The sequence below is a fragment of the Nonomuraea turcica genome (assembly GCF_030718205.1).
Classification (GTDB): Bacteria; Actinomycetota; Actinomycetes; order Streptosporangiales; family Streptosporangiaceae; genus Nonomuraea.
Genome location: NZ_JAUZQF010000009.1, coordinates 305,968 through 319,998, shown reverse-complemented (window position 1 = coordinate 319,998; position 14,031 = coordinate 305,968). Strand labels below are relative to the sequence as shown.

At 71.4% G+C, this 14,031-nt stretch carries 12 protein-coding genes; 6 read left to right on the top strand and 6 right to left on the bottom strand.

Going from position 1 to position 14,031, the window contains the following annotated elements; translation table 11 throughout:
• The first annotated feature begins 187 nt into the window (after positions 1-187).
• The 5 genes from Q9G87_RS24750 to Q9G87_RS24730 all read left to right on the top strand — a co-directional run bounded on the left by Q9G87_RS24750 (position 188) and on the right by Q9G87_RS24730 (position 4,649).
• On the top strand, positions 188-781 hold the full coding sequence (locus Q9G87_RS24750; RefSeq protein WP_305918833.1) for a GTP-binding protein: 594 nt from the start codon (positions 188-190) through the stop codon (positions 779-781).
• Positions 782-804: 23 nt separating this feature from the next.
• Positions 805-1,281: an Lrp/AsnC family transcriptional regulator gene (locus Q9G87_RS24745; protein WP_305918832.1), complete on the top strand. Its 477-nt coding sequence runs from the start codon at positions 805-807 to the stop codon at positions 1,279-1,281.
• A 169-nt stretch (positions 1,282-1,450) separates the two neighbouring features.
• On the top strand, positions 1,451-2,851 hold the full coding sequence (locus tag Q9G87_RS24740) for a glycosyltransferase 87 family protein (protein ID WP_305918831.1): 1,401 nt from the start codon (positions 1,451-1,453) through the stop codon (positions 2,849-2,851).
• Positions 2,848-3,975 (top strand): L-talarate/galactarate dehydratase, encoded by a 1,128-nt coding sequence (locus Q9G87_RS24735; protein WP_305918830.1) that lies wholly within the window; start codon positions 2,848-2,850, stop codon positions 3,973-3,975. The genes Q9G87_RS24740 and Q9G87_RS24735 overlap by 4 nt, the downstream gene beginning before the upstream one ends.
• Complete coding sequence (locus Q9G87_RS24730; protein ID WP_305918829.1) at positions 3,972-4,649, top strand: FadR/GntR family transcriptional regulator; 678 nt, start codon at positions 3,972-3,974, stop codon at positions 4,647-4,649. Before Q9G87_RS24735 ends, Q9G87_RS24730 begins: the two co-directional genes overlap by 4 nt.
• A gap of 72 nt (positions 4,650-4,721) precedes the next feature.
• Here Q9G87_RS24730 and Q9G87_RS24725 read toward each other — a convergent pair whose 3' ends face one another.
• From Q9G87_RS24725 to Q9G87_RS24700, 6 genes are read right to left on the bottom strand one after another with little or no spacing between them, the layout of a single operon-like run.
• A complete protein-coding gene (locus Q9G87_RS24725) occupies positions 4,722-5,807 on the bottom strand; it encodes an N-acetylglucosamine kinase (protein ID WP_305918828.1) in 1,086 nt (361 codons plus the stop codon).
• Positions 5,807-7,066 carry a 6-phospho-beta-glucosidase gene (locus tag Q9G87_RS24720; protein WP_305918827.1) on the bottom strand — a complete coding sequence of 420 codons (1,260 nt, stop codon included), beginning with the start codon at positions 7,064-7,066 and terminating at the stop codon, positions 5,807-5,809. Before Q9G87_RS24720 ends, Q9G87_RS24725 begins: the two co-directional genes overlap by 1 nt.
• Positions 7,063-7,959 carry a carbohydrate ABC transporter permease gene (locus Q9G87_RS24715; RefSeq protein WP_305918826.1) on the bottom strand — a complete coding sequence of 299 codons (897 nt, stop codon included), beginning with the start codon at positions 7,957-7,959 and terminating at the stop codon, positions 7,063-7,065. The genes Q9G87_RS24720 and Q9G87_RS24715 overlap by 4 nt, the downstream gene beginning before the upstream one ends.
• Positions 7,956-8,894: a carbohydrate ABC transporter permease gene (locus Q9G87_RS24710; RefSeq protein WP_305918825.1), complete on the bottom strand. Its 939-nt coding sequence runs from the start codon at positions 8,892-8,894 to the stop codon at positions 7,956-7,958. Before Q9G87_RS24710 ends, Q9G87_RS24715 begins: the two co-directional genes overlap by 4 nt.
• Position 8,895: 1 nt before the next feature.
• Complete coding sequence (locus Q9G87_RS24705; RefSeq protein ID WP_305918824.1) at positions 8,896-10,227, bottom strand: ABC transporter substrate-binding protein; 1,332 nt, start codon at positions 10,225-10,227, stop codon at positions 8,896-8,898.
• A gap of 22 nt (positions 10,228-10,249) precedes the next feature.
• On the bottom strand, positions 10,250-11,446 hold the full coding sequence (locus tag Q9G87_RS24700) for an ROK family transcriptional regulator (RefSeq protein ID WP_305918823.1): 1,197 nt from the start codon (positions 11,444-11,446) through the stop codon (positions 10,250-10,252).
• A 324-nt stretch (positions 11,447-11,770) separates the two neighbouring features.
• Here Q9G87_RS24700 and Q9G87_RS24695 point away from each other — a divergent pair, with 324 nt between their 5' ends.
• Positions 11,771-13,963 carry a HelD family protein gene (locus Q9G87_RS24695; RefSeq protein ID WP_305918822.1) on the top strand — a complete coding sequence of 731 codons (2,193 nt, stop codon included), beginning with the start codon at positions 11,771-11,773 and terminating at the stop codon, positions 13,961-13,963.
• Positions 13,964-14,031: the final 68 nt, after the last annotated feature.

The window sequence follows — 14,031 nt, the reverse complement described above, 5'->3', positions numbered from 1 at the left end:
AGCGACAAACCGTGACATTTTGATTCTTGCAACAAATTGCGGCTTGAGTGGAAAATGTGGCGTTGCTAGGGTGTCTCGATGCCAGGCATGTGGATCGGCCTTCTCAAACACACCTTGACAGGTACCACTGACCACGGCACCTCAGGGGCGGGCCGCGCATGCGCGGGAGATGTACGGGCGGTGCTGGATGGAATTCGGTCGCTCTGACCATTGGCGGCTACCGACGGCGATCAAGATCCTGATCGCCGGGGGATTCGGCGCGGGCAAGACCACCATGGTCGGCGCGGTCTCCGAGACCCGGCCTCTACGCACGGAGGAGGCGCTCACCCAGGTCGGCACGCACGTCGACGATCTGTCCGGCGTCGAGCGGAAGCTCACCACCACCGTGGCCATGGATTTCGGCCGCATCACCATCCGCAACGACTACATGCTCTACTTGTTCGGCACCCCCGGCCAGGAGCGGTTCTGGTTCGTGTGGGACGAGCTCGCCATGGGCGCGCTGGGCGCCGTGGTGCTGGCCGACACCCGCCGACTGGACGACTGCTTCCCGTCCGTCGACTACTTCGAAAAGCGCGAGCAGCCGTTCATCGTGGCACTCAACTGTTTCGAGGGCACGCAGCCGTTCACCGTCGGCGAGGTGCGTGACGCGCTCGGCCTGGAGCCGGACATCCCCATCGTGCGCTGTGACGCCCGCAGGCGCGACTCAGGCAGGGAGGTCCTCGTCACGCTGGTGGAGCACGCGATGCGCCGGGGGGTCACTCCGGTCGGGACCATGTCGTGACCACGACCGGCTACCTTTGACCGATGGAGGAGATCGACCGCCGGATCGTCACGCTGCTGGCCCGTGACGGCCGCATGAGCTTCACCGACCTGGCCAGGGAGACGGGGCTGTCGGTCTCAGCGGTGCACCAGCGCGTACGCCGCCTGGAAAAGCGCGGCGTCCTGCGCGGATACGCCGCGATCATCGACCACGACGCGATCGGGCTGCCGCTGACCGCCTTCGTGTCGATCAAGCCGATCGATCCCGCCGCGCCCGACGACGCCCCTGAGCGGCTGGCCCACCTGGCGGCCATCGAGGCATGCCACAGCGTGGCGGGCGACGAGAGCTACATCCTCAAGGTGCGCGTCGCCTCACCTGTGGCGCTGGAGGACCTCCTGCAGCAGATCCGCGCCGCCGCGAACGTCTCCACCCGCACCACGGTGGTGCTGAGCACGCCGTACGAGCACCGCGCCCCCGACATGACCGCCGAAGCGGCCCCCGTCCAAGACAACTCCGCCTGACCGCCCCAAGGCGGCACCTGCCCAAGTCCGCATGACCGCCCCACGGCGGCCCCTGCCCAAGGCGCGGCCGTGGGCTCTTGGCGGGCATCGCCGTCACACCTCTTACGAAGTGCGGACGGATCGCGCCGTCGCCGACCGGTCCGGGCGCGGCAGTGCGACGCTGCCCACCATGAGGGCCGCACCACGACAGCACCCGCGCCTCACCGCCGCTCCGCGGGACGGCGCGGCAGCGCAAGCACCGCCCCAGAGCGCACCCGACCGTGTGGCCCGTCGCGTGTGGCCGCGGACGGGCGTGGCCGCGGCACTGATCGCCGCGCAGGTGAGCGTCCTCGCCGTCGTCTTCCACGCTGCCCCCCAGGGCGTCTTCTGGTGGTATGCCGCCGCCTGGGTGCTGTTCGGCGGCGCGGTGTGGGCGGTGCGCGGCGTGCCGGGCCGCCCGGCCGGGCGGCTGGTGCTGGCGGGCGGGCTGGCGGTGATCGCCACGGGCCTGCTGGGCCCGCCGGCCACCAGCACGGACTCCTTCCGCTATGCCTGGGACGGCCGCGTACAGTCGGCCGGCCTGTCCCCCTATGACCGCACGCCGGCCGACCCCGCCCTCGCCCACCTCCGCGACCCCTGGCTGTTCCCCGATTGCGCGCAGGGGCGCTTCTATCCGATCGACGGGGCCTGCACGAGGATCAACCGGCCGACCGTGCACACGATCTATCCGCCGCTGGCGGAGGCGTACTTCCTGCTGGTGGATCGCCTGTCGCCGGAGGGCGCCCGGCACAAGCCGCTGCAGGTCTCCGGCGCGTTGCTGGCCGCGGGCACCACCGCCGCCCTGCTGATCATGCTGCGCAGGCGTGACGTCCGGGCGGCCGCGTACTGGGCGTGGTGCCCGGCCGTCCCCATGGAGGCGGTGAACAACGCCCACGTCGACATGCTTGCCGTGGCGGCCGTGGTGCTCGCCTTCGGCGCCGCCCGCGCCGGGCCGCTCGGGCGGGGCGCGCTGCTCGGCGCGGCGGTCGCGGTCAAGCTGGTGCCCGCCGTGGTGATCCCCGGCGCTCTCGCCGGGACGGCGGCAGGCGCCTGGCGCGCGGCACTGCGCACGCTGGTCCCGGCCGTGCTGGTCGTGGTGCTGGCCTACCTGCCGTACGTGCTCGCCTCGCAGGGGTCGGTGTTCGGCTACCTGTCGGGTTACCTGGCCGAGGAGGGCTACGACGAGGCCGGGGCCCGCGACAGGTACGCGCTCCTGCGCTGGGTGCTGCCCGACTCCTGGGCGTTGCCCGCCGCCCTGGCGATCCTCGCCGCCGTCCTGCTCCACGTCCTCAGGCGCGGCGACCCCGATCGCCCGTGGCGCGGCGCGCTCGTGCTGACCGGTACGGCCTTCCTCGTCCTCACCCCCGGCTTCCCCTGGTACGCCCTGCTGATCGTGGCCCTGGTGGCCCTCGACGGCCGCTGGGAGTGGCTCGGCGTGCCCGTGGCGGGCGCGGTCGCGTACCTGACCTCCGCCGGCACCCCGGCCTACGCCGCGGCCGCCGCCCTCGTGGCTGGCGCCTGGGTTGTACGACAACATAGGATGTCATCATGATGACTTCTGCGGATCGTATTGCCTGGGTGCGTCTGTCCTCCGTTTACCTCCCTCTCGACACGCCGGTCAGCGACGCCAAGGTGCTGACCGGCCGGCAGCGGCCGATGACCGAGATCGCGTTCCTGTTCGCCGAGATCGGCACCGAGCAGGGGCACGAGGGCATCGGGTTCGCCTACTCCAAGCGCGCCGGCGGCCCCGGCCAGTACGCGCACGCCAAGGAGATCGCGAACAACCTGGTCGGCGAGGACCCCAACGACATCGCCCGGCTGTGGGACAAGCTGTGCTGGGCCGGCGCGTCCGTCGGCCGCAGCGGGCTGGCGATCCAGGCCATCGCCGCGCTCGACGTGGCGCTGTGGGACATGAAGGCCAAGCGTGCGAGCCTGCCGCTGGCCAAGCTGCTCGGCGCCCACCGCGACTCCGTACGCTGCTACAACACCTCGGGCGGATTCCTGCACGCGCCCATCGAGCAGGTGCTGGACAACGCCACGGCGGCGCTGGAGCGCGGCATCGGCGGCATCAAGATCAAGGTCGGCCAGCCGGACACCCGGGCGGACCTGTCCAGGCTCAAGGCCGTGCGCGAGCACCTGGGCGAGCAGGTGCCGCTCATGGTGGACGCCAACCAGCAGTGGGACCGGCCGACAGCCGCGCGGATGGGCCGGGCGATGGAGGAATACGGCCTGGTCTGGATCGAGGAGCCGCTGGACGCCTACGACCACGCCGGGCACGCGGCCCTGGCCGCCGCGCTGGACACGCCGATCGCCACCGGCGAGATGCTGACCAGTGTCGGCGAGCACGCCGAGCTGATCAGGGCGCGCGGCGCGGACGTCATCCAGCCGGACGCGCCGCGCATCGGCGGCGTCACCCCGTTCCTGCGGCTGGCGGCGCTGGCCGAGCACGAGCGGCTGCAGCTCGCCCCGCACTTCGCCATGGAGATCCACCTCCACCTGGCCGCCGCCTACGCGCTGGAGCCGTGGGTGGAGCACTTCGAGTGGCTGGAGCCGCTGTTCAACGAGCGGCTGGAGATCCGCGACGGCCGCATGCTGGTGCCGGACCGGCCGGGGATCGGCGTCACGCTGAGCGAGCAGGCGGCCAAGTGGACCGCCGAGCGCTACGAGACGACGTGACCAGCCGCACGCAACAGCTCGTCGACACCCTGACCGCGCGCATCCAGGAAGGTGTGATCAGGCCCGGCGAGCGGCTGCCGACCGAGAGCGACCTGGTGGAGACGTACGGCGTGAGCAGGACCGTCGTGCGCGAGGCCATCGCGCGGCTGAAGGCGGCCGGGCTCATCGAGACCCAGCACGGGCGAGGCAGCTTCGTGCTGGCCCGGCCCAGCACGACCGGCTTCGACCCGGCGCCCGCCAGCACCCGGCAGGAGGTGCTCGACCTGCTCGACTTCCGCATGGGGGTCGAGGTGGAGGCGGCCGGGCTGGCCGCCGGCCGCCGCACCGAGGCCGGGCTGGCGGGGCTGCGGGAGGCGCTGGAGAGCTTCGAGTCGGCGGCCGGGCACCCGAGCGCGGCGGTCAACGCCGACTACCTGTTCCACCTGCGGATCGCGCTCGTCACCGGCAACCGGTATTTCGCCGATCTGCTCGCCTCGCTCGGCCCGTCGATGATCATCATGCCGCGCGACCGGCTGCGTCCCGACCGGCCGGACTTCGCCAGGATCGTCGCCGAGCACGACCACATCTACGCCGCGATCCGGCGGCAGGACGCCGAAGGTGCCCGCGCCGCCGTCCGCGTGCACCTGTCCAACAGCCGCGCCCGCCTCCTCCAGGACGAGGACCCCCGCGCCTGACGGCCGTCGCTACGCGCCATGCGCCCGGCGGTGTCATGCCCCATGCGCCTGCGCAGGCGGTTCTGTGCGGGGTCAGGGGGTGCGGGACGGCTCGAAGTGGGCGCGCAGGCGGGTCCTGGCGGTGTCGGAGGCGCCGAGGTGGTCCAGGCCGAGCAGGGCCGCGCCCATGACCGGCGGCACGTCGGCCACCACCGGCTCGGCCCGCGGCGCCCGCACCGCGAGCTCCGTGTCCAGCAGGGACGTCAGCAGCGGGTCCCGGGCGGTCAGCAGGCCGCCGCCCAGCACCACCTCCGCCGGCGTCTCCAGCAGCCCGAGTCGGCGCAGGCAGACCTCGGCCATGACTGCCACCTCCTCGGCCTGCCGCGCCACCAGCGACCGGGCCACCGCGTCCCCGGCCGCCGCCATCGCGAACACGCCGGGCGCCAGCTCGTGCAGCCGCGCACCGTCCAGCCGGCCGAAGTGGATCTCCAGCACCAGCTCCTCGACCGTCCGCGTGCCGAAGTGGGAGGTGACCAGCCCGGCCAGGGCGGTCGGCACGCCGCGGCCGTCCTCGGCGCGCACGGCGTGCCACAGTGCCTGCTCGCCGAGGCCGTGGCCGCCGCCCCAGTCCCCGCTGATCGGGCCGAGCGCGGGAAAACGGGCGACCTCGCCGGTGGGGGAGACGCCGACCGCGTTGATGCCGGCCCCGCACACGACCGCCACCCCCCACGGGGCCGACGCGCCGGCCCGCAGCAGCGCGAAGGTGTCGTTGCGCACCACCACGTCCGCCCCGAACCCCCGGGCCGTGAACTCCCGGGCCAGGGCCTCCTCCTCCACGGGCAGATCCGCCCCGGCCAGGCAGGCCGAGACGTGGTCGACACCGTCCGCGGACCCCAGCGCGGCGACCGCCGCCTCGACACCGTCCGCGGACCCCAGCGCGGCGACCGCCGCCTCGACACCGTCCGCGGGCGGCAGCGCCGTGATCGCCGCCTCGACGACGCCCACGGCCGCCGTGACCGCCGCCTCGACGACCCCCACGGCCGCGGCGGCACCGTCCCGCTGCGGCACGAACGGGCCCGCGCGGCCCGTCCCCAGCACCTCGCCGTCCTCCGACACCAGCGCCACGTCCGTCTTGCTGTTACCGCCGTCCACGGCCAGAACGAGCCTGGGACGCGCCACTAGTCCACCGTCCAGTGCAGATGCTCCCGGCCCGCCTCGAGCAGCAGGCCGGTCAGCTCCTCGGCGAGCTCGTCCTGCCCGATCAGCGGATGGGCGAGCAGCGCGTCCCGCACCTGGTCCGCGCCGCCGCGCAGGGCCGCCTCCAGGGCGAGCGTCTCGTACGCGGACACGTTCGCGATCAGCCCGGCGTACAGCGGCTCGACGGGCGCGACCGGCAGCGGCACGGCCCCGCCGGCGCCGACGGCCGCCGGGACCTCGATCACCGCCTCGTCGCCGAGGAACGGCAGCGTGCCCGCGTTGCGCACGTTCACCACCTGCGTGTCGCCCCGATCGCCGAGCAACGACGCGATCAGCGCCACCGCCGCCTCCGAATAGAACGCCCCGCCCCGCCGGGACAGCAGCTCGGGCTTTTCCACCACGGACGGGTCGGCGTAGAGCTCCAGCAGCCGTGCCTCCATCTCCGCCACCTCCGCGGCCCGCGACGGTTTCGAGCGCTGCTCGCGCACCACCGCGTCATGGGCATAGAAATACCGCAGATAGTAGGACGGCACGACCCCGAGCCGCCGCAGCAGGCCCGGCCGCAGGCCGAGGCTCTCGGCGATCTCCTGGCCGTGCTCGGCCAGCAGCTCCGGCAGCACGTCCCGGCCGTCGAGGTAGACGGCCCGCTCCCAGGTCAGATGGTTGAGCCCGACGTGGCCGAGGGAGACCCGGGCCGGGTCGGCGCCGAGCCAGGCGGCGAAACGCCGCTGGAACCCGATCGCCACGTTGCACAGCCCGATCGCCCGGTGCCCGGCGTCCAGCAGCGCCCTGGTGACGATCCCGACCGGGTTGGTGAAGTCCACGATCCAGGCGTCCGGGGCGTGCTCGCGTACCGTCTCGGCGATGTCCAGCACGACCGGGACCGTGCGCAGCGCCTTGGCCAGGCCGCCCGCGCCCGTCGTCTCCTGTCCCACGCAGCCGCACTCCAGCGGCCACGTCTCGTCCAGCTCGCGGGCGGCCTGCCCGCCCACCCGCAGCTGGAACAGCACGACCTGCGCCCCCGCGACGCCCTCGGCGACCGAGGAGGTGGCCAGGACCCGCGCCGGGTGCCCGGCGTGCGCCAGCATCCGCCGCGACACCCCCGCCACCAGGTCCAGCCGCGCGGCGTCCGGATCTATCAGGGCGATCTCCGCCACCGGCAGTTCCTCGCGCAGCCGCGCGAACCCGTCGATCAGCTCCGGCGTGTACGTCGACCCGCCCCCGACCACGGCCAGTTTCAACCCTTCACTCCAGTCAAGGTGACGCCCTCGATGAACACTCGCTGGGCGAGGAAGAACACGATGATCACCGGCGCCGTCACCAGGAGCGTGGCGGCCATGGTGAGATTCCACTGCACGCTGTGGAACGCCTTGAACGTCGCCAGGCCCAGCGACAACGTCAGCTTCTCCTGCTCGACGCCGGCGTACAGCAGCGGCCCGTAGTAGTCGTTCCAGCAGTAGAAGAACTGGAACAGCGCCACCGCCGCGATCGCCGGGCGTGCCATCGGCAGCACCACCTGCAGCAGCGTCCGGATATCCGAGCAGCCGTCCACCTTGGCGGCGTCGGTGTAGTCGCACGGGATCGTCAGGAGGAACTGGCGCAGCAGGAAGATGGAGAACGCATCGCCCAGCAGCAGCGGCAGGATCAGCGGCCACAGGCTGTCGGTCAGTCCCAGTCGCGCCCACACGAGATAGATCGGCACCGCCACGACCTGCGGCGGCAGCATCATCGTGGTGATGACGACGAGGAACGCCAGCCGCCGCCCCCGGAAGCGGAACCGGGCCAGGGCGTAGGCCACCGGCACCGACGACACCAGGGTGAAGACCGTGCCGAGCGCCGCGTACATCAGCGTGTTGCCCGCCCACCGCAGCAGCAGCGATTTCTCGAACACCACCGCGAAGTTCTCCCAGTTCCAGCTCTGCGGCCACAACTGGCTGGTCAGTGCCTGATCGTCGGTCATCAGCGCGGTCAGCCCGATGAACACCACGGGCGCCAGGAACATCAGCGCGAGCGCGATGGCCAGCGCGTGGGTGGCGATCCACATCAGCACGCGCCGCCTGCGCGCCCTGGCCCCGTCGTGCCGCGCGCCCCGGGCGAGCGCCGTCCGCGGCGGCGCGGTGATCGTGGCGCTCATGAGACCTCCTCGGCCCGGCGGAACTGCCGCAGCAGGATCAGGGTGAAGATCATGGAGGCGCCGAACAGCAGCAGCGCGAGCACGCACGCGTACCCCATGGTGTAGTCGCGGAAGCCGACGTGGAACAGCCACTGCGGCAGCGTGAGCAGCGACTCGTCCGGGTAGCCGGGGAAGAAGGAGCTGCCGGCCGAGTCGGTCACGCCCGAGGCCACGCGGGAGGCGATCATGGCCTGGGAGAAGTACTGCAGCGCGTAGATGACGTTCGTGACCAGGGTGAACATCAGCACCGGCGCGATCGTCGGCAGGGTCACGCTGCGGAACTGCCGCCAGGCGCCGGCGCCGTCGATGGCGGCGGCCTCGTACAGGTGCTTGGGCACGTCCAGCAGGGCCGCCATGAAGATCACCATGAGCTGGCCGCAGCCCCACAGCGACAGCATCGTCAGGCTGGGCTTGGACCAGGCCGGGTCGCCGAACCAGTCCGGTCCCTCGGCGCCGAACCAGGCGAGCACCACGTTGACCGGGCCGGTGCCCGGGTTCAGCAGGAAGACGAACGTGATCGTGCCCGCCGTCATCGGCACCAGCGACGGCAGGTAGAAGATCGTCCGCAGCAGGCCGACGCCGGCCTTGAGCCTGACCACCAGCTGCGCGAGCGCCAGCGAGAACAGCACGGTCGCCGGGACCATGATGAGCACCAGCCACAGCGTGTTGCGCGCCGAGGTCGCCACCCTGGCGTCCTGCAGCAGGTAACGGTAGTTGTCCAGGCCGATGAACTCGAGGGTGTACATGTCGTAGCGGTGGAAGGAGAAGTACACCGTGGACAGCAGCGGGTAGACGAAGAAGATCGACACTCCGGCGATCCACGGCGACAACCAGAGGAGGGCACGCAGGCCCTCGCCGCGCCGCCATGGGGGCGGCGCGGCGTGGACGACGCTCACATCAGCCTCCGGACAGCTTCAGCTTGTCGTTGATCTGTTTGTCCACGTTCTTCAGCCCGGCGTCCAGATCCGGCACGGAGCCCTTCTCCCACTTGGCGACGAAGGAACCCAGAACCTCCTGGTTGAAGACGCTGTTCACGCTGGCGGGCAGCGTCGAGGTCTTCGGGTGGGCGAAGATGTCGAGGAACGTCGTGAAATTGGCGTCCTTGGCCAGGTCGGGGGACTCCATCGACGCCTTCGTCGTGGGGACGTTGCGCAGCGCGTTCGACAGCGTCACCAGCGAGCTCGTGTCGGTCGTCAGATACTTGATCAGCTCCCAGGCGTGCTGCGGGTTCTTGGCGCCCTTCGGCACGCCGATGACGGTGCCGGCGGTGAAGCCGCTGCCGTACAGGTCGGGCTTGTCGTCGGCGACGGGCAGGGGAGCGGTGCCGTAGTCCAGGTCCTTGGCGTCACTGGCGAGCATGGCGTTGCGCCACTCGCCGTCCAGGATCATGGCGACCTTGCCCTTGTTGAAGGGGTGCTCGGCGCTCCACTCGTCGCCCAGGCTCTTGCGGAACTTCTCCAGCTTGTCGTAGCCGTACCAGTCGACCAGCTCCTTCTGCCAGGTCAGCAGCTGCTTCCAGGCCGGGTCGGAGCCGATGGCCGAGGTGCCGTCGTCGTTGTACCACCTGGCGCCGACCATGGGACCCATGTGGCTGGGGCTGTTCTCGTAGTACTGGACGCTCGGGATGAAGCCGGCCACCTTGATCTCGCCGCCGGCGTCGCGGACGGTGAGCTTCTTGGTCAGCTCGGTCAGCTCGCTCAGCGTCTTGGGCGGTTCGTTGCCCTTCATCAGGGCCTTGTTGTAGTAGAGGCCGTAGGCGTCGGCCAGCAGCGGCAGCGTGCACTGCTTGCCGTCGAAGGCCGTGTAGGAACGTGCCACCGCAGGCAGCACCGTCAGATCGATGCCGTCCTGCCGGATCACCGGGGTGAGGTTTTGGAACGCTCCCGACTTGCACCATTGGGCGACGTTGTCTGTGGTGAACGAGGCCGCGACGTCGGGCGCCTTGCCGCCGCGGATGGCCTGGGTGATCTGGTCGTCCTGCACGCCCTTGGTGGCCTTGACAGTGATCTGCGGGAACTTCTTGTTGAACCCGGCGATGGCGTCCTCGAACGCCTTGACCTCGGCGTCGGTGGAGAAGCCGTGCCACAGTTCGATCGTGGCGGCGGGAAGGGCCTGGGAAGCGGATCCTGAGGGTTTGGGCTGGGCGCCGAGCGAGGGCCCGGCCTCCTTGCCGGCGGTGCAGGCGGTCAGCGCGAGAGCCGCGGCGACCGCGAGGGGGACGAAGCGCACGGGGGGTGCCTCCTGCCAGGTTTCATGTGGGAACAGTGGAGCTGAAGACCTCCTCGCGCACGGTGTCGAGAGCCAGGTCGAGGGCGCCGGCCAGGACCGGGTTGCCTTCGACGCTCGACAGCCGCACGCGGGGGCGGGGGATGGTGAGCGCGTGCAGTTCGTGCTCGACGAGCTCGCGCAGGGTCTCGCCGCCGGACAGCACCACGCCGCCGGTCAGCACGATCAGGCCGGGATCGATGACGGAGGTGATGGCGGCCAGGCCCACGGCCAGGCGGGCGGCGATGTCACGCAGCCCCGCCCTGGCGTCGTCGGCCTTCTGCCCGGTGCCTTCGGCCGCCTGTACGGCGTTCGCGACCGCCTGGCGGAAGTCGGCGCCGCGCACGCCGTACGAGCGCAGCAGTTTCAGCACGGCCGGGCCGCCGGTCAGCGCCTGGTAGCCGTGATCGCCGAGGCGGCCGGCCTCGCGGGCCGTCGGCGCGCCCGGGGTCGGCATGTAGCCCACCTCGCCCGCGCCGCCGCTCGCGCCCCGGTGCATGCGCCCGCCCATGACGATGGCCGAGCCGATGCCCGAGTCCGCCCACAGCAGCACGAAGTCCCGGCTGTCCTGGGCGGCGCCGTGCGCCTGCTCGGCGAGCGCGACGAGGTTGACGTTGTTCTCGACGTCCACCGGCACGCCCAGCCCGGCGCTGAGCGTGGGCACCAGGTCGGGGATCTGCCAGCCGGGCACGTCCTTGGTGGCGGCGTACCCGAGCCTGCCGGTGGTCGGGTCGATCGCGGCCTGCACGCCGATGACGACCCGGCGTAGCTTGTCCGGCGGGTTCGCGCCGAGGATCGCCGTGTTGAGCCGGTCGACCAGCTCGCCGTGGGGGCGGCGCGGCGTGGGCAGGGTGTGCTCGCCCACGATCGCGCCGGTGATGTCGGCCACCTTGACCTCGATACGGTCGGGGGTGACGTCGAGGGCGCCCACGTAGGCGGCCGCCGGGTTGATCCGGTAGACCTCCGCGGTACGGCCCGGCAGGCCCTCCCTGATGCCGTCCAGGACCACCAGCCCTGCCTCCTGCAGCCGGGCGAGAAGCTGGGATGCCGTGGGCTTGGACAGCCCGGTGAGCGCGCCGATCTCGGGGCGGGTCAGCGGGCCGCGTTCGAGGAGTGCCTGCAAGGCCGCGCGATCGTTGATGGCGCGTAGCAGACTGGGTGTCCCCGGCACGGGACCGCTCACGGTGACTCCTTCGTTCGAAGTTAGGAAACTTTCCTAACTTAAGAGGAACGTAAGGCGGAGCCGCCGGAATGGTCAAGAGCCGAAATGAAGACGTAACCGAACGCCTGGGAAGGAAAGAAAAGAGGGGCGGAGTACCTCGACAGGCATGCTAATGTCGTCGTTTGTCGTAACAACAAGCAGAATGGCCCGGAGTGTCCCATTAACCACATTAATGGTCAGGCGGCAACTCGTCAAACGGAGCTCGCCAGAGAGCAGGCGTACGTCACCCGCCTCTACGATCGGCTCGACACGCTGCGCGAGCGTACCCAGCACCAGCTGAAGGAGGTGCTGGCCTCGGGCGCCGTCGGCACGATGCAGAACCGGTCGGAGCGTGACACGTTCGCCGACATGTACGCCTCCAAGCTCGCGCGCCTCTGGGCGGTCGAACGCGGCCTGGTTTTCGGACGGCTGGATCACGTCGAGGAGGGCCGGCTCTACATCGGAAAGCTCGGCATGACCGACGACGACCAGCGGCGGCTGCTCATCGACTGGCGGGCCCCAGTGGCGCAGCCGTTCTACCGCGCCACCCCGGCCGCCCCGATGGGCGTGACCAGGCGCCGCCACCTGCAGACCAAGGGCCGCACGGTCGTCGTCGTGGACGACGACCTGCTCGATCTCGACTCGCTCAGCGACGCCGACCGCGCCACGCTCAACGGCGAGGCCGCGCTGCTCGCCGCCCTCGACGAGCGGCGCACCGGCCGCATGCGCGACATCGTCGCCACCATCCAGGCCGAGCAGGACCGCGTCATCCGCAGTGACCTGAACGGCGTGCTGGTCGTGCAAGGGGGACCGGGCACGGGCAAGACCGTCGTGGCGCTGCACCGCGCCGCCTATCTCCTCTACACCCACAGGGAACGCCTGGAGCGCCGCGGCGTGCTCATCATCGGCCCGAACCTCACGTTCCTGCGCTACATCGAGCAGGTCCTGCCCTCGCTCGGCGAGACCGACGTGCTGCTGTCCACGGTCGGCGAGCTGTATCCGGGGGTGACCGCCACCGCCAGGGAGCGCCCCGAGGTGGCCGCGCTCAAGGGTGACCTGCGCATGGCCGAGGTCATCGCCAAGGCCGTGCGCGAGCGCCAGAAGGTACCGCGCAAGCCCATCGAGCTGCCCATTGGGCGCATCACGCTCACCATCGACGCTTCCATGCTGGAAGCGGCCAGGAACAAGGCAGCCAGGTCGCGCCGGCCGCACAACCAGGCCCGCACGGTGTTCGTCAGGTCGCTGCTCAACGCGCTGGCCAGGCAGCAGGCCCGCAAGATCGGTAAGGGGCTCATCGACGATGAGGAGCTGGCCGACCTGCGCGAGGAACTGCGGACCGAGCCGGTGGTCAAGTCGGCGCTCAACCGGCTATGGCCGTATCTGACGCCGCAGCGGCTGCTGCTCGGCCTGTACGGCTCCCCGGAGCGGCTGGGCTATGCGGCCTCTCAGCTGACGCCCGAGGAACGCGCGCTGCTGCGCCGCGACGGCGGGGACTGGACCGAGTCCGACGTCCCGCTGCTGGACGAGGCCGCCGAGCTGCTCGGCGAGATCGACGAGCAGGTGCTGCGCGCCACCGCGTTGCAGGCGGAGGAGGAGCTGGCCGCGGCCCGGCAGGCCGAGGAGCACCAGCGCGAGGCCGAGCTCGCCTACGCCCGCGAGGTCCTGGAGCTGACGGGCCTGTCCGACGTCATGGAGGCCGAGCGGCTGGCCGAACGCCAGCGCGGCGAGGGCCCCTACCTCACCACCGCCGAACGCGCCGCCGCCGACCGCACGTGGGCCTACGGGCACGTGATCGTGGACGAGGCGCAGGAGTTGTCCCCGATGGCCTGGCGGGCGGTCATGCGCCGCTGCCCGACGCGGTCGATGACGATCGTCGGCGACATCGCCCAGACCGGCTCGGCCGCCGGGGCGCGGTCGTGGTCGTCGGTCCTGGATCCGTACGTGGCCGGGCGCTGGCGTCAGGAGCGGCTCACTGTCAACTACCGCACGCCGGTCGAGCTGATGGCCGTGGCCGCCCGCGTCCTGGCCACCGTGGACCCCGCTCTCCAGGCGCCCACGTCGGTGCGCGAGCTGGGCGTCGAGCCCTGGTCGGCGCCGCTGTCGGCGCTGCCCGAGCTGGCCAAGGACGAGGTCGGCGAGGGCGGCAAGGTGGCCGTGGTGGTGCCGGACGCGCTGCTCGCGTCGCTGGGCTCGGAGGTCGCGGCGAGCGTCGCCGGAACCGTGGTGGTCACGCCCGGGGCAGGGCGGGCCAGGGGAGCGGAAGCGCTTGACGCGCCGGTGGCCGTCATGGGAGTGGCCGACGCCAAGGGGCTGGAGTTCGACTCGGTGATCGTGGCCGAGCCCGACCTCATCGCCGCCCAGTCACCACGAGGGCCCAGCGACCTGTATGTTGCTCTCACCCGGGCCACGCAGCGGCTCGGCGTCGTTCACGAGCGGCCGCTTTCCCCGGCGCTGCAGGGCTTGCCGAGCCGCTCGCCGGCACCGGCAAGTGGGCTTTGATCTGCATTGCGGCGGCAGGTCATACATGTCCCACCTGCGGAAACTTGATGTTTCTGCTGATCGGGACA

Bases quoted from the DNA above. Each gene is read 5' to 3' on its own strand.
- Q9G87_RS24750 (WP_305918833.1), top strand. From the start codon at position 188: ATGGAATTCGGTCGCTCTGACCATTGGCGGCTACCGACGGCGATCAAG.
- Q9G87_RS24745 (WP_305918832.1), top strand. From the start codon at position 805: ATGGAGGAGATCGACCGCCGGATCGTCACGCTGCTGGCCCGTGACGGC.
- Q9G87_RS24740 (WP_305918831.1), top strand. From the start codon at position 1,451: ATGAGGGCCGCACCACGACAGCACCCGCGCCTCACCGCCGCTCCGCGG.
- Q9G87_RS24735 (WP_305918830.1), top strand. From the start codon at position 2,848: ATGATGACTTCTGCGGATCGTATTGCCTGGGTGCGTCTGTCCTCCGTT.
- Q9G87_RS24715 (WP_305918826.1), bottom strand. From the start codon at position 7,959: ATGAGCGCCACGATCACCGCGCCGCCGCGGACGGCGCTCGCCCGGGGC.